The sequence below is a fragment of the Cupriavidus alkaliphilus genome, from assembly GCF_014191175.1.
Taxonomy (GTDB): domain Bacteria; phylum Pseudomonadota; class Gammaproteobacteria; order Burkholderiales; family Burkholderiaceae; genus Cupriavidus; species Cupriavidus alkaliphilus.
On the sequence record NZ_JACHWE010000002.1, the window covers coordinates 921,305 to 940,477 of the forward strand.

The 19,173-nt window shown below is 70.4% G+C and carries 14 protein-coding genes; 10 read left to right on the forward strand and 4 right to left on the reverse strand.

Features of this window, described 5'->3' with window-relative positions:
* Positions 1-12: 12 nt before the first annotated feature.
* From FHX60_RS10580 to FHX60_RS10590, 3 genes are all read right to left on the reverse strand, one after another.
* Positions 13-1,734: a cobaltochelatase CobT-related protein gene (locus FHX60_RS10580; RefSeq protein WP_183283308.1), complete on the reverse strand. Its 1,722-nt coding sequence runs from the start codon at positions 1,732-1,734 to the stop codon at positions 13-15.
* On the reverse strand, positions 1,731-2,750 hold the full coding sequence (locus FHX60_RS10585) for an AAA family ATPase (protein ID WP_183283448.1): 1,020 nt from the start codon (positions 2,748-2,750) through the stop codon (positions 1,731-1,733). The genes FHX60_RS10580 and FHX60_RS10585 overlap by 4 nt, the downstream gene beginning before the upstream one ends.
* Positions 2,751-2,816: 66 nt before the next feature.
* Positions 2,817-3,665: an IclR family transcriptional regulator gene (locus FHX60_RS10590; RefSeq protein WP_112775717.1), complete on the reverse strand. Its 849-nt coding sequence runs from the start codon at positions 3,663-3,665 to the stop codon at positions 2,817-2,819.
* A gap of 334 nt (positions 3,666-3,999) precedes the next feature.
* On the opposite strand from FHX60_RS10590, the gene FHX60_RS10595 reads away from it, so the two are divergent.
* From FHX60_RS10595 to pdeM, 8 genes are all read left to right on the forward strand, one after another.
* Complete coding sequence (locus tag FHX60_RS10595) at positions 4,000-5,436, forward strand: amino acid permease (RefSeq protein WP_183283309.1); 1,437 nt, start codon at positions 4,000-4,002, stop codon at positions 5,434-5,436.
* A 115-nt stretch (positions 5,437-5,551) separates the two neighbouring features.
* On the forward strand, positions 5,552-7,114 hold the full coding sequence (pdxR, locus tag FHX60_RS10600; RefSeq protein WP_112775575.1) for a MocR-like pyridoxine biosynthesis transcription factor PdxR: 1,563 nt from the start codon (positions 5,552-5,554) through the stop codon (positions 7,112-7,114).
* 139 nt (positions 7,115-7,253) lie between these two features.
* Positions 7,254-7,655, forward strand: coding sequence for a nuclear transport factor 2 family protein (locus FHX60_RS10605; RefSeq protein ID WP_018008487.1), 402 nt, complete (start codon positions 7,254-7,256; stop codon positions 7,653-7,655).
* A gap of 16 nt (positions 7,656-7,671) precedes the next feature.
* A complete protein-coding gene (locus FHX60_RS10610; protein ID WP_183283310.1) occupies positions 7,672-9,117 on the forward strand; it encodes an NAD(P)/FAD-dependent oxidoreductase in 1,446 nt (481 codons plus the stop codon).
* 322 nt (positions 9,118-9,439) lie between these two features.
* Entirely contained in the window at positions 9,440-10,546 is a 1,107-nt protein-coding gene (locus FHX60_RS10615) for a ligase-associated DNA damage response exonuclease (RefSeq protein ID WP_183283311.1), read from the forward strand.
* Complete coding sequence (locus tag FHX60_RS10620; RefSeq protein ID WP_183283312.1) at positions 10,543-12,216, forward strand: ATP-dependent DNA ligase; 1,674 nt, start codon at positions 10,543-10,545, stop codon at positions 12,214-12,216. The genes FHX60_RS10615 and FHX60_RS10620 overlap by 4 nt, the downstream gene beginning before the upstream one ends.
* Positions 12,213-14,918: a ligase-associated DNA damage response DEXH box helicase gene (locus FHX60_RS10625; protein WP_221209953.1), complete on the forward strand. Its 2,706-nt coding sequence runs from the start codon at positions 12,213-12,215 to the stop codon at positions 14,916-14,918. The genes FHX60_RS10620 and FHX60_RS10625 overlap by 4 nt, the downstream gene beginning before the upstream one ends.
* Entirely contained in the window at positions 14,915-15,622 is a 708-nt protein-coding gene (gene pdeM / locus FHX60_RS10630) for a ligase-associated DNA damage response endonuclease PdeM (RefSeq protein ID WP_183283313.1), read from the forward strand. Before FHX60_RS10625 ends, pdeM begins: the two co-directional genes overlap by 4 nt.
* Here the strand turns inward: pdeM and FHX60_RS10635 are convergent.
* Complete coding sequence (locus FHX60_RS10635) at positions 15,607-16,380, reverse strand: SDR family NAD(P)-dependent oxidoreductase (RefSeq protein ID WP_183283314.1); 774 nt, start codon at positions 16,378-16,380, stop codon at positions 15,607-15,609. The genes pdeM and FHX60_RS10635 overlap by 16 nt on opposite strands.
* Positions 16,381-17,110: 730 nt before the next feature.
* Between FHX60_RS10635 and FHX60_RS10640 the strand changes: the two genes are divergently transcribed.
* Positions 17,111-18,040 carry a LysR family transcriptional regulator gene (locus tag FHX60_RS10640; protein ID WP_112775580.1) on the forward strand — a complete coding sequence of 310 codons (930 nt, stop codon included), beginning with the start codon at positions 17,111-17,113 and terminating at the stop codon, positions 18,038-18,040.
* A 198-nt stretch (positions 18,041-18,238) separates the two neighbouring features.
* On the forward strand, positions 18,239-19,129 hold the full coding sequence (locus FHX60_RS10645; RefSeq protein ID WP_183283315.1) for an oxidoreductase: 891 nt from the start codon (positions 18,239-18,241) through the stop codon (positions 19,127-19,129).
* Positions 19,130-19,173 lie beyond the last annotated feature (44 nt).

A 19,173-nucleotide genomic window follows, 5' to 3' on the forward strand; every position in this document is an offset into this window, starting at 1 on the left:
CGGGCGGTGCCGCTAGCGCCGCCTCGCCCCCACCAGCCCCGCCAACTCGTCCAGCATCGCCATATCCACCGGCTGCGACAGGTCCAGCGCGAGCGTGTGCCGGTAATACGGGCTCAGGTCCAGGCCGACTCCCAGCCCTAGTATTTCGACATCCCGCAGCGCCTCGTGCCGAGCCACCACGGCCTTCAGGTGGTTGTCGAGGTAGCAGGCGTCGTTGGCCTGCCCGGTCGCGGTATCCATCGGGCTGCCGTCGGACACCACCACCAGGATGCGGCGCGCCTTGCCGCTGGCATGCAGGCGCGCGCAGGCCCACTCGACCGCCTCGCCGTCGACGCCTTCGCGGAACAGGTCGGCCTTCAGCAACGCCGTGATCTCGGTGCGGGCGCGACGCCAGCTGCGCTGCGCGTCCTTGAACACCATGTGGCAGGTTTCGTTGAGCCGGCCAGGGTGCTGCGGGCGGCCGCGCGCGAGCCAGTCGCTGCGCGCGCGGCCGCCGTTCCACGCGTTGGTGGTGAAGCCCAGCACCTCGGTGGCGACGCCGGCCTGGTCCAGCGCGCGGGTAAGCAGGTCGACCAGCAGGGTCAGCGGCTCGGCCTGCGCCTTCATCGAGCCGGAGCAGTCGATCAGGAAGCCGACCACGCAATCGGCATGGGCCTTGTGCGCTTCCTGGCGGAACAGCCGGCGCTCGGCCGGCGAGCTGACCAGCTGCGCCAGGCGGCGGCCGTCGATACGGCCGCTTTCCTCGCCGAACGACCAGCCGTCCACGCGCGGCTGCGACAGCGCGGCGCGCAGCCGGCGCGCCAGCCGGGCAACGTTCACGCCCGCGCGCGCGATGCGCGCGTCCAGCCGCGTGCGGTACTCGTCCAGCAAGGCGCGGCGCACCAGCGTGGCGGCGCGCACTTCGCGGTCGTAGCGGGTGGTGTAGATGCGGTAGCCGTCGGTGGCGTCGGCAAGCACGCGGCTATGGCCGCTGTCGGCCAGGGCGAAATCCTCCGCGGGCGGTTCGTCGAAGTCGAGCCACAGCGCAAACCCGGCGCGCGCGGCCGAGGCGGCATTGTCGTCGTCTTCGCCGGCCCCGGGCGCTTCGGTGCGGATCATCTGCGCCACTGCATGCGCCAGTGCCAGCGCGTGCACGGCGTACGCAGCCTGGTCGTGGCGTTGCGCGCGCAGCCCCGCCAGCCGGGTGCCCAGCATCGGCACGATGGCAGCGCGCGTGGCCTCGATCAGGTCTTCGGTTTCTTCCAGCACCGGCTCGCCGCTCAGGCGAGACCACGCCACCTGCGCCACGGTATAGAGCAGGATGCCCAGATGCCCGTCGGTCAGCCCGGATCGATGGAAGGCTTGCGACCACGCCAGGAAGCGATGGCGCAGGTTGGCCTCGACGCCAGCCATGCCGCGCGGCAGGCGCGTTTCGCAACGCAACTGTTCGAGCAGCTCGAACACCAGGCGCTCGACCGCACCGGCCGGGCACAGCCGCCGATGCAGCGCGGCGTCGGAATGCGCCTGGCGCAGCGCGGCGCCATCGGCGGCGCCGCGCAGGCAGGTGGCGCTGTCGGTGTCGAGGTCGGTGCGCAGGTGCGGCGCATGCTGCGGCACCGGGCGCAGCGCGCGCCAGAGCTGGCCATCGCGGAAATGCAGCGCCGCATCGCCGGTGAGCGCGCGCACGGCCGCGCCGGACAGCTCATCCTGCCGCTGGCGCCGGCGCAAGCGGCGGGCGAGCGCCGCCGCATTCATTGCGCCGGCTCCGATGCCGCGCTGACGCCGGCCGCCTCGCCCGGCAGGTGGCCGAAGCAACGCTGGTAGTACTCCGCCACCACCGGGCGCTCGGCCTCGTCGCACTTGTTCAGGAAGGTCAGCCGGAACGCGAGCGCGGGGTCGCGGAAGATCTGGCAGTTCTCGGCCCAGCTGATCACGGTGCGCGGCGACATCAGCGCCGACACATCGCCGGCGGCAAAGCCGCGCCGGGTCAGGCCGGCCAGCGCCACCATGGCATCGACCAGCGCGCGCCCGTCGGCGTGATCCAGCTCGGGCACGCGTGCCAGCACGATGCCGGCCTCTTCGTCGTGCGGCAGGTAGTCCAGCGTCGCCACCACGTTCCAGCGGTCGATCTGCGCGTGGTTGAGCAGCTGCGTGCCGTGATAGAGCCCGTTGACGTTGCCCAGCCCCACGGTGTTGGAGGTGGCAAAGAGACGGAACGAAGGATGGGGACGGATCACGCGGTTCTGGTCCAGCAGCGTGAACTTGCCATCGCGCTCCAGGATGCGCTGGATCACGAACATCACGTCGGGCCGGCCCGCGTCGTATTCGTCGAAGATCAGCGCCACCGGGCGCTGCAGCGCCCACGGCACGATGCCTTCCTGGAACTCGGTGACCTGGCGGCCGTCGCGCACCACGATGGCGTCCTTGCCGACCAGGTCGAGCCGGCTGATGTGGCCGTCCAGGTTGACGCGCACGCACGGCCAGTTCAGCCGCGCGGCCACCTGTTCGATATGGGTCGACTTGCCACTGCCGTGCAGGCCCTGCACCATCACGCGCCGGTCGCGCATGAAGCCCGACAGGATCGCCAGCGTCACCTCGGGCTGGAAGCGGTAGGCCGGATCGATCTCCGGCACATGGTCGTCGCGCTGGCTGAAGGCCGGCACCATCAGGCCGGAATCGATGCCAAACACGCTGCGCACCGGAATCATCCGGTCCGGCTTGCCAAACTGCTCTTGCGTCACCTTGTGCTCCTCGTTGCCTCGCTGCCTCATTGCTTCGGCCATGCCATGCCATCGGCACGGCGGCAAGCGGAGCGGTTCCGCGTAACGCCGTGCCTGCTATTCGTCCTCTTCCGCCGCGTCCGGGGTCTCGGCGCCGCCCTGCCAGCTGCCCGCGCTGTCGGCCTCGATCGCCGCCAGCGCCGCCGCCGCGCGCTGCAGCGCGGGCAGCAGCTGCACCGCCTTGTCGCGCGACACCCGCATCACCGGGGCCTGCAGCGCCAGCCCCAGGTTGGACTTGCCGCCGTCGGCGGCCGGCACCAGCACGCCGATGCAGACCAGCCCCGGCAGGAATTCCTCGTCGTCCATGGCGTAGCCGTCGCGCTTCACGCGCTCCAGTTCCGACTCCAGCTGCGCATGGTCGGTCAGCGTGTTCTGCGTGTAGCGTTCCAGCTCCACGTTGGCCAGCAGCCGCTGCCGCTGCGCCGGCGCCAGCTGCGCCAGGAACAGCTTGCCGGTGGCCGAGCAGTGCGCCGGCACGCGCGAACCCGGATGCAGGTAGAAGCGCAGCGGCGCCGCAGTCTCGACCCGATCCAGGTACAGCACCTCGCCGCCGGAGAACGCGGTCAGGTTGCAGCTCTCGCCCACCTCTTCCACCAGCCGGCGCAGCACCATGTGGCGCGCGCCGTGCGAGGTGCTGTTGAGCAACAGGTTCTCCGCCAGCCGGCGCAGCCGCAGGCCAGTGCCGTATTGCCGCCCGTCACCGTTGCGCTGGATCAGTCCGGCCGCCTCGAGCTGCTGCAGCATGCGGTGCAGCGTGGGCTTGGGCAGGCCGGTCTCTTCCACCAGCGCCTGCAGGTTGAAGGACTGGTCCTTCTCCGCGATGACCTCGAGCAGGCCGAACAAGCGCAGCGCCGGCGTGTCTCCGTCCGGCCTGGCTTCACTTTTGGCGAGGCGCATATCGTTCATGCCTGGCTCCATCATAGGTAAGTTTCATTTTCAGAGTCAAATCATATCAATTATCGAAACTTCTGGTTGACCTTCCGGCTCCAACGGCCTACATTCCGGTTAAACCATAATTTTTTGGAACTTCTGGTTCCATTTTTTAAGCGAACACCGGAGACAAGTCGACATGTACGGATAAGCCATCCTCTCCCGGGGATTGCAATTACTGAACGACCACGGCCCAGGCTGGCATTTACTGCCCTGCCGCCTATACCGAAGAGAAGCCGTGGCGCCTGCCTTAAACGCTGGACTGCTTGCAACGCAGTGCCGACAGCAAGCGCAGCACAGGAGACACAACATGATCCAACAATCACCGTCCGGCAACGGACTATCCCACGGCCTCAAGCAACGCCACATGACCATGATCGCCCTCGGCGGCGTGATCGGCGCGGGGCTCTTTGTCGGCAGCGGCGTCGTCATCAAGTCGGCCGGCCCGGCCGCGGTCCTTTCCTTCCTGATCACCGGCCTTCTTGTGGTGCTGGTGATGCGCATGCTGGGCGAGATGGCCTGCGCCATGCCCGGCGGCGGCGGCTTCTACGAGTATGCACGCGAAGCCTGGCGCGATCGCCCCGCGGTCGGCAACCTGGCCGGCTTCCTGACCGGCTGGATGTACTGGTACTTCTGGGTCATCGTGGTGGCGCTGGAAGCGGTGGCGGGCGCGGACCTGGTGCGCTACTGGCTGCCGGACGTGCCCAACTGGATCATCAGCCTGGTGCTGCTGGTGATGCTGACCCTGACCAACCTGGTATCGGTCAAGTCCTTCGGCGAGTTCGAATTCTGGTTCGCCTCGATCAAGGTGGCCGCGATCATGGTGTTCCTGTTCGTCGCCGGCGTCTACGTGCTGGGCCTGGCCCCCGGGTCGCACGGCATGGAAGTGGCCAACCTGACCGCCAACGGCGGCTTCATGCCCAACGGCATCGTGCCGGTGCTGACCGGCGCGGTGGCGGCCACCGGCTTCTACTTCGGCGCCGAGATCGTCACCATCGCCGCCGCCGAGACCGCCGAGCCGCAGAAGGCCGTGGCCAAGGCCACCAGCTCGGTGATCACGCGCGTGCTGGTGTTCTATGTCGGCTCGATCCTGCTGGTGGTGTGCCTGGTGCCGTGGAACTCCACCAGCATCGCCACGCCGTACGTCAGCGCGCTGAACGTGATGGGCGTGCCAGCGGCCGCGCAGATCATGAACGCGATCGTGCTGACCGCGGTGCTGTCGGCGCTCAACTCGGGCCTGTACGCCTCGTCGCGCATGCTGTTTGCGCTGACCCGCCGTGGCGACGCCCCGCAATCGCTGGCCCGCGTCAGCCGCAATGGCGTGCCGGTGCGCGCGATCCTGGTGGCGACGCTGTTCGGCTACGGCGCGGTGGTGATGTCCTATGTCTCGCCCGATACGGTGTTCGCCTTCCTGGTGAACTCGTACGGCACGGTGGCGATCTTCGTCTACATCCTGATCGCGATCTCGCAGCTGCGCCTGCGTTCGCGGCTGGAGCGCGAGGCACCGGGCCAGCTGCGCGTGCGCATGTGGTGCTATCCGTACCTCACCTATGTGGCGATCCTCGGCATGCTCGGCATCGTGGTGGCGATGGCCTTCATTCCCGACCAGCGCACGCCCCTGGCGCTGGGCGTGGCGAGCCTGGCGATCCTGCTGCTGGCCTACGCGGCGCGCCAGTTGTTTCGGCGTGGCGTGGATCCCGTAGTGCCGCTGGCGGAACTGCCGCGCCGCGACCTGCGCAAGTACTGAAGCGCGCAAGCGATGACTGGCGTCGAGATGCCAGAAGCAACTGAACCATGACTGACGGGGCGCGCCGGTGCGGTATGCTGGCGCGCTTCGCCGTTCGGCAAACGCCCCCGGTCCCATGAGCCTGAAGTCTCCCACTACCCTCTGGTCGCAGCTGTTCCAGCAGCATGTGCATTCGGGCCTGAGCCTGCAGGGCAAGATCCGCCAGATGCTGGTCTCGGCCATCCTCGACGAGCAGCTGCCCCAGGGCGAGCCGCTGCCCAGCAGCCGCGAGCTGTCGGCGCAGCTGCGGGTGGCGCGCAACACGGTGGTGCTGGCGTACCAGCAGCTGGTCGACGAAGGCTACCTGGTCGCGCGCGAGCGCAGCGGCTACTTCGTCAACCCCGAGATCCTCGGCACCCGCGTCAGCGGCGTGGCCTCGCTGCGCGGCGAGCCGGTGCCGGCGCGCGCGGGCGAGCCCGACTGGGAACGGCGCTTCGTGTTCCGTCCCACGCAGCAGCGCAATATCGTCAAGCGCGCCAACTGGCGCGACTATCCCTACCCCTTTATCTACGGCCAGTACGACCCGGCGCTGTTCCCCACCGCGGACTGGCGCGAATGCTGCCTGAAGGCGCTGAGCGTGCTCGACATCCACGACTGGGCCCAGGACATGATCCTGCGCGACGACGAGTCGCTGGTGCAGCAGATCCGCACCCGCGTGCTGCCGCGCCGCGGCGTCTGGGCCGGCACCGACGAGATCGTGATCACGGTGGGCGCGCAGCAGGCGCTGTACCTGCTGGCCGACCTGCTGGTCAGCCCCGACACGCCGGTGGGCATCGAGGACCCCGGCTATCCGGATGCGCGCAATATCTTCGGCTCGCACACGTCGAACCTGGTGCCGCTGCCGGTCGATGAGCAGGGCCTGACGCTGTCCGACGCGCAGCGCGCGTGCGACTACGTCTACGTGACTCCCGGCCACCAGTGCCCGACCACCGTCACCATGCCGCTGGCGCGCCGCCAGGCGCTGCTGCGGCAGGCCGAGGAAGCCGACTTCGTGCTGATCGAGGACGACTACGAGGCCGAGAGCCGCTTCGAGGGCGATCCCACGCCCACGCTCAAGAGCCTGGACCGCAGCAACCGCGTGATCTACGTCGGCAGCCTGTCCAAGAGCCTGGCGCCGGGGCTGCGCATCGGCTACATCGTCGGCCCCGCGGCGCTGATCGCCGAACTGCGCGGCGCGCGCCGGCTGATGCTGCGGCACCCGTCGGCGTATATCCAGCGCGCGTTCTCGCTGTTCCTGTCGCTCGGCCACTATGACGCGCACCTGCGCCGGCTCGCCGCCGCGCACCGCGAGCGCGCCGAAGCGGTGCTGGCGGCGCTGGCCACGCATATGCCGGATTTCCGCGCGGTGCCGATCGCCGGCGGCGCCTCCTGCTGGATCGAAGGGCCGTCCTGGCTCGACGCCGATGCGCTGGCGCGGCTGGCGGAACTGCAGGGCGTGCTGATCGAGCCCGGCAGCGTCTTCTTCATGGCCGAGCCCGCGCCGCGCAACGGCTTCCGGCTGGGCTACTCGTCGATCTCGCTGGACCGCATCGAGCCCGGCATCCGCGTGCTGGCCGGCGTCGCGCGTGAACTGCAGGCCACCGCCGGCAGCGCAAAGGCCCCCGCCGCCGTCACTTCCCGGGCCCGCCCCGCTGCCTGAGCGACGCCGCGGCCGGGCTGCGCCGCTGGCCCAAGCGATAGTCCCGAACTGGCGCTACAGCGCCGCGGCCGGTTTCCCTATCCTCGAGTCATGGCCGGTTCCGCACGGACCGGCACACAACACTCACGGAGACCAAGCCATGTCCAAGGACAACACCGCCGCCGGCATTGAACTGCTGCAAGCCTTCAACGACGCCTGGAACCGCCACGACATCGACGCGCTGATGGCCTGCATGGCCGATGACTGCGTCTTCCACGGCGTGGCCGGCCCCGACCTGCTGGGCCGCAGCTTCGTCGGCCGCGAGGCGGTGCGCGAAGGCTTCCAGCTGGCCTGGCAGACCTTCCCCGATGCGCAATGGGTCGATGGCGACCACTTCGTCGTCGGCGACCGCGGCGTCAGCGAATCCACCTTCCGCGGCACCCGCGCCGACGGCGCCCGCATCGAGGCGCGCATGGTCGACGTGTTCACCTTCCGCGGCGGCAAGATCGCGGTGAAGAACGCCTACCGCAAGGACCGCCCGCCGGTGGTGGCCGCAGCCTGAAGCGAGGAGACGCGCCATGCAAGCCGTAGCTCCCCGCAGCAGCCTCCTGGCCGGCGAGCAGTCGACCGCGCCGACCCGGCCGTACGACCCCGCCTACGACCCCCTGCACACGCCCACGCCCGGCCACGGCCGGGAGTACGCCCCGACCTACTGGATCGGCACCGCGGGCGAGCCGCCCGCCGACGACGGCCCGATCACGCACGATATCGACGTCGACGTGGTCATCATCGGCTCGGGCTTTACCGGCCTGACCTGCGCCATCTTCCTGGCGCAGGAATACGGCATCAAGGCCACCGTGCTGGAAGCCAACCGCGTCAGCTGGGGCTGCAGCACGCGCAATGGCGGCCAGGCGCAATGCGCGTCGGGCCGGCTCAAGCGCTCGCAGTGGATCCAGCGCTACGGGCTCGATACCGCGCTGCGCCTGCACCAGGAGGTCTGCGACGGCATGGAGACCTTCAAGGGGCTGATCAAGGACATCGACTGCGATCCGCAGCCCGGCGGCCACCTCTATATCGCGCACCGCGACAAGGTGATGCCCGCCCTGGAGAAGGAGGCGAAGATCCTGCGCGAGGTGTTCAACTACGACGCGCGCATCCTCGACGCCGACACCGTGCGGCGCGAATACGTCGACGACAAGGAGGCCGCGGGCGCCATGCACGAGCCCGAAGGCATCGGCATCCATGCCGGCAAGCTCGCCTTCGGCTACCTGCGCCGCGCGCGCGCACTGGGTGCGAAGGTGCATCCGTCCAGCCCCGTGACGGGCTGGGAAACGCGCAACGGCGTGCATTACCTGCGCACCCCCGGCGGCATCGTGCGCGCCCGCGCCGTGGGCGTGGCCACCGGCGGCTACACCTCGCAATCCCTGCACCGCGAGCTGAAGAACCGGCTGTTCCCGATCCTGTCGAACTCCATCGTCACGCGTCCGCTCACCGCCGACGAACTGGCAGCGTGCAACTTCCGCACCACCCAGGTCATCACCGACACCCGCATCCTGCGCCACTACTACCGGCTGATGCCCGACGGCCGCCTGCAGATCGGCAGCCGCAGCGCCATCACCGGCAACGACGCGCCGCAGGACCAGTACAAGCAGAAGCTGATTGCCGACATGCACCGCAAATTCCCCGCGCTGCAGGGCATCCAGATCGACTATTCGTGGTGGGGCTGGGTCGACGTCAGCCACGACATGATGCCGCGCATCACCCAGCCCGACCCGGCGCAGTCGATCTACTACGCCATGGGCTACGGCGGCAACGGCGTGATGTACTCCGCCCAGGCCGGCAAGCGCCTGGCCGCGCTGATCGCCGGCAAGTCGTCGGGGCTGCCGGAACTGCCGATCTTCCGCTCGCCGCTGCCGTTCCCGAATGTGCGCGAGATGGTGGAATCGCAGATGTTCGCGCCGTTCCGGCGGATGGGGCAGCGGGTGCTGTACCACTGGTACCACTGGAAGGATGATGTGTTTTGAGACTGCAGCCGCGGCCTCGATGACGCGTGTTTGCTCCCCTCTCCCGCGCGCGGGAGCGGGGCCGGGGGAGAGGGCCGGCGTGTGGCAAGCATGACGACCTCTCACCTCGTGGAGACGCCGGCCCTCTCCCCCGCCCCTCTCCCATGAATGGGAGAGGGGAGCGAACCCGAGCTTCTGGCAAGCTTCTTGTCGGACCCTCACCGACACCCGAACCAGCCCTCACCGCCTCCACACCCTGCGCAACGCCGCAGTATGATGCCCAGGTCTCCCTCCGCGGGAGCATCGCGGCCACGCCCCGGCCGCAGTGCATCAGGAGGCACGATTGGACCCGATCCGGCCGCTCCCGTCCGAACCCGCCCGCCCCGGCGACCTCATCGTCGCCCGGCCGGAAGGCCTCTATTGCCCGCCCGGCGACTTCTACATCGACCCGTGGCGCCCGGTCGAACGCGCCGTCATCACCCACGCCCATTCCGATCACGCGCGCTTCGGGCACGCGCACTACCTGTGCGCGGCGCCCGGCCGCGGCGTGCTGCTGGCGCGGCTGCCGGGGATCCACCTGAACACGCTGCGCTACGGCGAGCGCATCACGCACCACGGCGTCACGCTGAGCCTGCATCCGGCCGGGCACGTGCTCGGTTCCGCGCAGGTGCGGCTGGAGCACGGCGGGCAGGTCTGGGTGGCCTCCGGCGACTACAAGCTGGAAGCCGACGGCACCTGCGACCCGTTCGAGCCGGTGCCCTGCGACACCTTCATCACCGAAAGCACGTTCGGCCTGCCGATCTACCGGTGGCCGCCGCAGGCGACGCTGATGGCCGAGATCTTCGACTGGTGGCAGGCCAATGCCCGTGCCGGGCGCGCCAGCGTCGTCTACGCCTATACCTTCGGCAAGGCGCAGCGCATCCTGCACGGCCTGCTGCGGCATGCCGGCGCCGATGGCATGCCCGGCCCGGTGATCGTGCATGGCGCGCTGACGCAGCTCAACGCCGCCTATGCCGAGGCCGGCGTCGCGCTGCCGCCCACGGCACTGGTCTCGGATCTGCCGGCGCGCAGCCCGCTGCTGCGCCAGGCGCTGGTGGTGGCGCCGCCGTCGGCACAGCGCTCGCCGTGGTTGCGGCGCTTCGGCGATGCGTCCGACGCCTTCGCCAGCGGCTGGATGCAGCTGCGCGGCACGCGCCGCCGGCGCGGCGTCGACCGCGGCTTTGCGCTGTCCGACCATGCCGACTGGCCGGGACTGCTGCAGGCGATCAGCGCCACCGGCGCCGCACGCATCATCGTGACCCACGGCAACGTGCCGGTGATGGTGCGCTATCTGAGCGAGCGCGGCTGGCAGGCGCAGGCCTTCGACACCGAATACGGCGACGACGACGAAGCCGCGCGCCCGGACCCGGCGGTGCCCGCCGAAGCGGGCCAGGAAGAGGCCGCGCCATGAAGGCCTTCGCCGATCTCTACGCCGCGCTGGACGGCACCACCTCGACCAAGGCCCGGCTGGCCGCGCTGGTGGATTACCTGCGCATCGCGCCGCCCGGGGATGCCGCCTGGGCCGTCTATTTCCTGGCGGGCGGCAAGCCGCGCCAGATCGTGCCGGTATCGCTGCTGCGCGACCTCGCACGGCAGGCCGCCGACCTGCCCGACTGGCTCTTCGAAGAGAGCTACCAGGCCGTCGGCGATCTCGCCGAAACCATCGCGCTGCTGCTGCCGGACCCGCAGGATGCCGACCACGCCGGCCTGGCCGAATGGGTCGAGCAGCGCCTGCTGCCGCTGCGCGGGCTGGCGCCGGAAACGCTGCTGCCGCGCCTCGACGCCCTATGGCGCCCGCTCGACGCGCACGGCCGGCTGGTGTTGTTCAAGCTGATCACGGGTGCTTTCCGCGTGGGCGTGTCGCGCCTGCTGGTCACGCGCGCGCTGGGCGAGGTGGCCGGCATCGACCCCAAGCGCGTGGCCGAGCGCATGGTCGGCTACACCGACCTGTCGGCGCGGCCCGACGCGGCGCGCTTCCTGGCCCTGCTGGCGCCCGAGGACGAAGACGACCGCGCGCTGCGCGCCGGCGGCCAGCCGTATCCGTTCTTCCTGGCCCATCCGCTGCAGGCTCCGGTGGAACAGTTCGACACCGTGCTGGGCGCGCCCGGCGCGTGGCTGGTCGAGTGGAAGTGGGACGGCATCCGCGCGCAACTGGTGCGGCGCGGCGGCCAGACCTGGCTGTGGTCGCGTGGCGAGGAACTGATCACCGAGCGCTTCCCGGAACTGCTGCAGGCTGCCGCGCCGCTGCCGGACGGCACCGTGCTCGACGGCGAGATCGTGATCTGGCAGCAGGGCCGCGTGCAGCCGTTCGCGTTGCTGCAGCAGCGCATCGGCCGCAAGACGCTCAGCGCAAAGCTGCTGCGCGAGGCGCCGGCGATCCTGATGGCCTATGACCTGCTCGAGTGGCAGGGCGAGGACTGGCGTACCCGCCCGCAGGCCGAACGGCGCGCGCGGCTGGAACAGGTGGTGGCGGCGCACGTCCACCCCGCGCTGGAACTGAGCCCGCTGGTGGAAGCCGGCGACTGGGAGCACTATGCCCGCCTGCGCGACGCGTCGCGCGAGCTGGGGGTCGAGGGCTTCATGCTGAAGGCCGCCGGCGCGGCCTATGGCGCGGGCCGCACCAAGGATGTCGGGGTCTGGTGGAAGTGGAAGATCGACCCGTACTCGGTCGATGCCGTGCTGGTCTACGCGCAGCGCGGCCACGGCCGCCGCGCCAGCCTCTATACCGATTTCACCTTCGCGGTCTGGAACGGCCCGCCCGGTACGCCGGGCCGCGCGCTGGTGCCCTTCGCCAAGGCCTATTCCGGCCTGACCGACGCCGAGATGCGCGCGGTCGACGCCATCGTCCGCCGCACCACGGTCGAGAAGTTCGGGCCGGTACGCAGCGTCGAACCGACCCAGGTGTTCGAGCTCGGCTTCGAAGGCATTGCCCGCAGCGGCCGCCACAAGAGCGGCATCGCGGTGCGCTTTCCGCGCATGCTGCGCTGGCGCACCGACAAGCCGATCGACGAGGCCGACACGCTGGCCACGCTCGAAGCGATGCTGCCGGCCACCGGCGCGCCGCGGGAGGATGCGGCATGAGCCCGCCGCGCGGCGCGCGCCGGCCCGCGATCGATCCGGCGCCCACCCCGGCTCCATTGACCGTTGCCCAGGGCATGCAGGCGCTGTTCGACGCGCGCGGCTGGCAGCCCTTCGCCTTCCAGCGCGAAGTCTGGACCGCGATCGCGCGCGGCCAGAGCGGACTGCTGCATGCCACCACCGGCACCGGCAAGACCTATGCGGCCTGGCTCGGCGCGCTGATGGCATTCGCCACGCCGCGCGCGGCGCCGTCGCACGACAAGCCCGCGCCGCCGCTGACCGTGCTGTGGCTCACGCCGATGCGCGCACTGGCGGCCGACACCACGCGCGCGCTGCAGGCGCCGCTGGCCGAGCTCGACCTCGACTGGACCGTCGCGCTGCGCACCGGCGACACCGGCAGCGCCGAGCGCGCGGCGCAGCAGCGGCGCTTGCCGACCGCACTGGTGACCACGCCCGAAAGCCTGACGCTGATGCTGACCCGCGCCGACGCGCACGACACCCTGCGGCGCGTGCGCATGGTGGTGGTCGACGAATGGCATGAACTGCTCGGCAACAAGCGCGGCGTGCAGGTGCAGCTGGCACTGGCACGGCTGCGGCAATGGCAGCCCGCGCTGATGGTGTGGGGGTTGTCGGCCACGCTCGGCAACCTGCCGCACGCGGCCGAGGTGCTGCTGAGCGGCGTGCCCGGCGAGCGGCGCGCACTGGTGCACGGCCATACGCCGAAGACCCTGCTGATCGATACGCTGCTGCCCGACAATGCCAGCCGCTTCCCGTTTGCCGGCCACCTGGGCCTGTCGATGCTGCCCCACGTGGTGGAAGAACTGGCGCACGGCGGCACCACGCTGGTGTTCCTCAATACCCGCTCGCAGGCCGAGCTGTGGTACCAGGCGCTGCTCGACGCGCGCCCGGAGTGGGCGGGCGAGATCGCCCTGCACCACGGCTCGCTCGACCGCGCGGTGCGCGAATGGGTCGAGCTGAACCTGAAGAACGGCGCGCTGCGCGCGGTAGTGTGCACCTCCAGCCTGGACCTTGGCGTCGATTTCCTGCCAGTGGAGCGCGTGCTGCAGGTCGGATCGCCCAAGGGGGTGGCGCGCCTGCTGCAGCGCGCCGGGCGCTCCGGCCATGCGCCGGGCCGCGCCTCGCGCGTGACGGTGGTGCCCACGCACAGCCTGGAACTGGTCGAGGCCGTGGCCGCGCGGCATGCGGTGCAGGCAGGACGGATCGAGGCGCGCGAGTCGCCCGACAAACCGCTCGACGTGCTGGTGCAGCACCTGGTGACGGTGGCGCTGGGCGGCGGCTTCCGGCCCGAAGCGTTGCTGGCCGAGGTGCGCTCCGCCTGGGCCTACCGCGGCCTGAGCGACGAGGAATGGCAGTGGTGCCTGGACTTCGTGCGCCAGGGCGGGGCCACGCTGTCGGCATACCCGGACTTCCGCCGCGCGGTGCCCGACGACGAAGGCGTCTGGCGCGTGCCGGACGCGGGGCTGGCACGGCGCCACCGCATGAGCGTGGGCACCATCGTCAGCGATGCCACCATGCAGGTGCGCTACTGGAGCCGCGCGGGCACCGGCGGCGCCTCGCTGGGCTCGGTGGAAGAAGGCTTTATCGCGCGGCTGGCGCCCGGCGACTGCTTCCTGTTCGGCGGCCGGCTGCTGGAGCTGGTACGCGTGCAGGAGATGACCGCGTTCGTGCGCCGCGCCACCGGCAGGCGTCCGGTGGTGCCGCGCTGGAACGGCGGCAAGATGCCGATGTCGACCGAGCTGGCCGAGGCCGTGATCGACACGCTCGCCGCCGCCGCGGCGGGTCGGCTGGATCCGCGCGATACCCCCGAGCTGCCGCTGATCCAGCCGCTGGTGGACCTGCAGGCGCAGTGGTCCGCGCTGCCCTCGCGCCATACCCTGCTGGCCGAATCGCTGCATTCGCGCGAGGGCTGGCACCTGTTCCTCTATCCGTTCGCCGGACGCTCGGTCCATCTTGGCCTGGGCAGCCTGCTGGCATGGCGGCTGGGACAACAGGTGCCGGCCACGTTCTCGGTGGCGGTCAACGACTACGGGCTGGAATTGCTGGCGTCGGCGCCAGTGGACTGGGGCCGCTGGCTGCCGCAGGTATTGGCCGACGAGCGCCGGCGCGACCTGGCCGCCGACGTGCTGGGCAGCCTGAATGCGGGCGAACTGTCGTTGCGGCGTTTTCGCGAGATTGCCCGCATCGCGGGGCTGATCTTCCAGGGCTACCCTGGCGCGCCCAAGAGCGCGCGCCAGCTGCAGGCGTCGTCCAGCCTGTTCTACGAGGTCTTCCGCAAGCACGACCCCGGCAACCTGCTGCTGGGCCAGGCCGAACGCGAAGTGCTGATGCAGGAGCTGGACGCGCACCGGCTCGCCGCGACGCTGGAGCGGCTGTCCGCGCTGAAGCTGGACCTGCACGCGCTGAAGCGGCCCACGCCGCTGTCGTTCCCGCTGGTGGTCGAATTCCTGCGCGAGAAGCTCAGCACCGAAAAGCTCGCCGACCGCATCGCGCGGATGCTGGCCGACCTGGAACTGGCGGCCGGGCCCGAGCCCGGCGAAGCCGCCGGCATGCCGGCCGAGATCATGGCCGATGCCGTGGCCGAAGCCGCGCGCTTCGGCATGGCCGACCATGCCGGCCCGTCGGCCCGCACCGCGCGCCGGCCGCGGCGCCCGCGCAAGCCGTCGAAGCCGTTGCCGCTGCTATGAATCCCGACGCCCGCACTTTGGAGCAGGGTGGCGCAATGGCGGTGTCGGCCGCCGGCGAGACCCTGTGGCTGCTGCCCGAACACGCGCTGTGGTGGCCGGCGGCCGGCATGCTGATGGTGGCCGACGTCCACTTCGGCAAGGCCGCGGCGTTCCGCGCGCTGGGGCAGCCGGTGCCGCACGGCACCACCGGCGACAACCTGTCAGTCCTGACCCGGCTGGTGCGGCAACTGCCGGTCGATGAACTGGTATTCCTCGGCGACTTCCTGCACGCGCGCGCCTCGCGCACGCCAGCCGTGCTGCAGGCCTTGTACGACTGGCGCCAGCACCTGCCCGCGCCGTTGCGCTGCACGCTGGTGCGCGGCAACCACGACGCGCGCGCGGGTGATCCGCCCGCGTCGCTTGGCATTGCCGTGGTGTCCGAGCCCGCGCTGGCGGGCCCGTTCGCGCTCTGCCATATGCCCGGCACCTCGCCGCTGGGCTATGTGCTGGCTGGCCACCTGCACCCGGCCTGCCGCCTGCGCGGCAGCGGCGCCGACAGCCTGCGCCTGCCCTGCTTCCTGTTCGGGCCGCGCCGCGCCATCCTGCCTGCGTTCGGCGCCTTCACCGGCCATGCCACGGTGCGGCCGCAGGCCGACGAGCGCGCCTATGTGGTCGGCGGCGGCAGGGTCTGGCCGGTGGGCCCGGCGCGTCAGAACAGCGTATAGCCGCCGTCGATGACGAAGGTATCGCCGGTGTGGTAGGCCGAGGCCGGGCTCATCAGGTAGACCGCGATGCCGGCGAAGTCGCTGCCCTCGCCCCAGCGGCGCATCGGCACGCGCTTGTGCACCATCTCCTGGAAGGCATCGTTGCCCTGCGCCGCGCTGGTCATCTCGGTCTTGATCCAGCCCGGCAGGATCGAATGGGCGCGGATGCCCTTGCGCGCATACTCGACCGCAAGCCCGCGCATCATCGAGATCACGCCGCCCTTGGTGGCGGCGTAGTGCTCGGCGCGCGGCGCACCTTCGATGGCAGCGACCGAGGCCGTGCTGCACAGCACGCCGCCGTCGCCCTGCGCCAGCATCTGCCGCACCGCCGCGCGCAGCGTAAAGAAGGCGCCGTCCAGGTTGACGCGCAGGGTCCGGCGCCAGGCTTCGGTCTCGAGCTGGTCAAACGGTGCCTTGCTGCCGCTGCCGACGCCGGCGTTGGCAAAGCAGCCGTCGATGCGGCCGAGCGCCGCCACCGTGCGCGCCATCGCGGCGTCGACCGCCTGCTCGTCGCCCACATCGCAAAGCTCCGTATGCACCTTGCGCCCGTGCCGGCCCAGCCGGTCCGCCGCGGCGGCGTTCTTGTCCGCGCTGGTGCCCCAGATCGCGATATCGGCACCGGCCGCGGCCAGCCCTCCGGCAATGCCCAGGCCGATGCCGCCATTACCGCCGGTCACCAGTGCCACCTTGCCGGTCAGGTCGAACGGATGCGTGCTCATGTCTGTCTCCTCGGATGGTTTGTCGCTGTCTTGGCCGGACATTGTTGGCAGGACACGCGCAAAAGCTCGTCGTCGGAACAGATGAAATTGCTCTGAGGAAAGAAACAAGAAAGCGGGCGTGGCGTTGCCACGCCGCACTGCAGCAAGGGCATCATGCGATGCCCGCGGTACGCGCATGCCCCGACGGCCGTGCCGGTGGCGCTGCGCGGTACGCTACGCGATGTGGCCTAGCGCAAGCCGAAGAAGCTGAGTACCGCGAGAATGATGACTACGGCTCCAACAAGCCAGACGATATTCATGACAGCTCTCCTTGTCCCAAAGGTCCCGACGCGGCCTCTACCGACGCCTTGTGGCGGGTGGATGGTCGACCCGGTCACATGACTCTCGGGCCAGCGATATACCCATCGCTGTCAGGACTTGCCGCAACATTCGTGCCTTGGTTTGCCGGTGCCTCGGGCGGCGCATCGGTGGCCGCTCCCCGCCTGCGCACCTGCCGCTGGCGCCACCAGTCCATGGATTACAAAGACAGCCAGCGCCTTAATTACAAACGCATGACAGGCGCGGCAATGCGTTGGCCAGCGGAGTGGTCCGTTGTGCTGCGCTCCATCCTGCGCACCGCAATGCGGGCGCGTCCTTCGGATCGGGCACCCGATGGCGCACCGGGGCCTTGCCCTTGATCGGTCACGAGTGGCGCTATGATGGCCGCCTCCCCAACCTCTGGTTGCCAGTCATGGACAAGGCCCGGGTCCTCACCCTCTTCCTCGGCGTGGTGCGCGCCGGCAGCTTCCGGCGCGCCGCGGTCGAGGCCGGTGTCACGCCGCAGGCGGCGAGCAAGGCGGTGCGAACGCTCGAGGCCCATCTGGGCGTGCGCCTGCTGCACCGGACCACGCGCAAGCTCAGCCTGACCGAGGAAGGCGCGCGCCTGTTCGAACTGACCGCGCCCGGCATGCGCCAGCTCGACGAAGCGCTCGAGCAAGTCCGCGCCAGCCGCGGCGACGACGACGGGCTGATCCGCCTGACCGCGCCGCCGTCGCTCGGCAGCCGCGTGCTGGTGCCGCTGGTCAAGGGCTTCCGCGAGCAGCATCCCGGCATCGGCTTCGACGTGGTGCTGAGCGACCTCTTCACCGACCTGGTCGAAGCCAGGATCGACGTGGGCTTCCGCGTCGGCACCAGTCCCGGCCAGAACCTGGTGGCGCGGCGCCTGTGCGACCTGCCGCTGGTGATCTGCGCCGCGCCGGAGTACCTGGCGCGGCACGGCGAGCCGGCCACGCTCGACGACCTGCTGCGGCACCAGTGCACCGGCTTCCGCCGCCCCGCCACCGGCCGCATGGTGCCGTGGGAACTGCAGGTGGACGGCAACCTCGTGTACCAGGAGCTGCCGGCCGTGGCCAGCTTCAACGATGTGGAAACCGAGGTCGAGGCGGTACGCGCCGGCATCGGCATCGGCCAGCTGCCCGCCTACATGGTCCATGCCGACCTGGTCAGTGGACGGCTCAGGGCAATCCTGACCGGATACAGCAGCAGCCAGGTCGGGCTGTACATGTACTACCCGCACCGCAGCCAGATGCCGGTGCGGGTCCGGCGCTTCATCGATTTCGTGGTCGCGGCCTCGCGCGGCGCGGAGCAGTCGTTGTCGCGGCTGGTGGGGGTGGTGGACTAGGCGGTCCTTCACCGGCCGGCGCCGCGGCGCGGCGCGGCCCACTCGATGCCGAAGCAGGACTTATTGGCAACCGCTGGTTGCTATTGAAACGCCATTGTGGCGGCTAGTGTTGCTGGCTCCGCCAGCCTAAATTTGTCTCCGTGGCCCCGCCATCCGACATTGCAGTCCAACACCACGCAACCGCAAAGGAGCTCCACCATGTCCGCCATCCAAACCCAAGCCATCCCCACCCAGCCCGCCAGCACCGGCGCCAAGGTCTGGTTCATCACCGGCGCCTCGCGCGGCTTCGGCCTCGAGCTGACCCGCGCCGCGCTGGCCCGCGGCGACCGCGTCGTCGCCACGGCGCGCAACCCCCAGGCCGTGATCGGCGCCGTGGGCGGGCATGATCACCTGCTCGCCGTGGCGCTGGACGTGACCAGCGAAGCCCAGGCCATCGCCGCCGCCGAGGCCGCGGTGGCGTGCTTCGGCCGCATCGACGTGCTGGTCAACAACGCTGGCTACGGCCTGCTGGGCGCGGTGGAAGAAGCGTCGGCCAGGGAGGTCGAACAACAGTTCGCCACCAACGTGTTCGGCGTGCTGGCGGTGACGCGCGCGGTGCTGCCGCAGATGCGCCGCCAGCGCAGCGGCCATATCGTCAATATCTCGTCGATCGGCGGCTATGCGGCGTATCCGGGCTGGGGCGTCTACGGCGCCACCAAGTTCGCGGTCGAAGGACTGACCGAAGCGCTGTCGGCCGAGCTGGCGCCGCTGGGCATCCACGCCACGGTGGTCGAGCCCGGCTTCTTCCGCACCGATTTCCTCGATGCCAGTTCGCTGGTGCGCGTCGGCACTGAGATCGGCGAATACGCGCAGACGGTCGGCGCCATGCGCACGCACATGGCCTCGGCCAACCACCAGCAGCCCGGCGACCCGGCCCGGCTGGCCGCGGCCCTGCTCGCGCTTGCCGACAGCGACACGCCGCCGGTGCGGCTGCCGCTGGGCTCCGACACGGTCGCCCGCATCGCCGACAAGCACCGCAAGGTGGAAAGCGAACTGGCCGCGTGGCATGCGCTGGCGGTGTCGACCGACCACGCCGACGCGCGCGCGTGAGCCTGCGCCGCGCACGGTTTGCTGCACCGCAGCCAAGCCGGGCG

Coding starts and splice junctions, on each gene's coding strand:
- FHX60_RS10640 (WP_112775580.1), top strand. CDS start 17,111: ATGGACAAGGCCCGGGTCCTCACCCTCTTCCTCGGCGTGGTGCGCGCC.
- FHX60_RS10590 (WP_112775717.1), bottom strand. CDS start 3,665: ATGAACGATATGCGCCTCGCCAAAAGTGAAGCCAGGCCGGACGGAGAC.
- FHX60_RS10595 (WP_183283309.1), top strand. CDS start 4,000: ATGATCCAACAATCACCGTCCGGCAACGGACTATCCCACGGCCTCAAG.
- FHX60_RS10585 (WP_183283448.1), bottom strand. CDS start 2,750: ATGAGGCAGCGAGGCAACGAGGAGCACAAGGTGACGCAAGAGCAGTTT.
- FHX60_RS10610 (WP_183283310.1), top strand. CDS start 7,672: ATGCAAGCCGTAGCTCCCCGCAGCAGCCTCCTGGCCGGCGAGCAGTCG.
- FHX60_RS10635 (WP_183283314.1), bottom strand. CDS start 16,380: ATGAGCACGCATCCGTTCGACCTGACCGGCAAGGTGGCACTGGTGACC.
- FHX60_RS10580 (WP_183283308.1), bottom strand. CDS start 1,734: ATGAATGCGGCGGCGCTCGCCCGCCGCTTGCGCCGGCGCCAGCGGCAG.
- FHX60_RS10605 (WP_018008487.1), top strand. CDS start 7,254: ATGTCCAAGGACAACACCGCCGCCGGCATTGAACTGCTGCAAGCCTTC.
- FHX60_RS10620 (WP_183283312.1), top strand. CDS start 10,543: ATGAAGGCCTTCGCCGATCTCTACGCCGCGCTGGACGGCACCACCTCG.
- FHX60_RS10645 (WP_183283315.1), top strand. CDS start 18,239: ATGTCCGCCATCCAAACCCAAGCCATCCCCACCCAGCCCGCCAGCACC.
- pdeM (WP_183283313.1), top strand. CDS start 14,915: ATGAATCCCGACGCCCGCACTTTGGAGCAGGGTGGCGCAATGGCGGTG.
- pdxR (WP_112775575.1), top strand. CDS start 5,552: ATGAGCCTGAAGTCTCCCACTACCCTCTGGTCGCAGCTGTTCCAGCAG.
- FHX60_RS10625 (WP_221209953.1), top strand. CDS start 12,213: ATGAGCCCGCCGCGCGGCGCGCGCCGGCCCGCGATCGATCCGGCGCCC.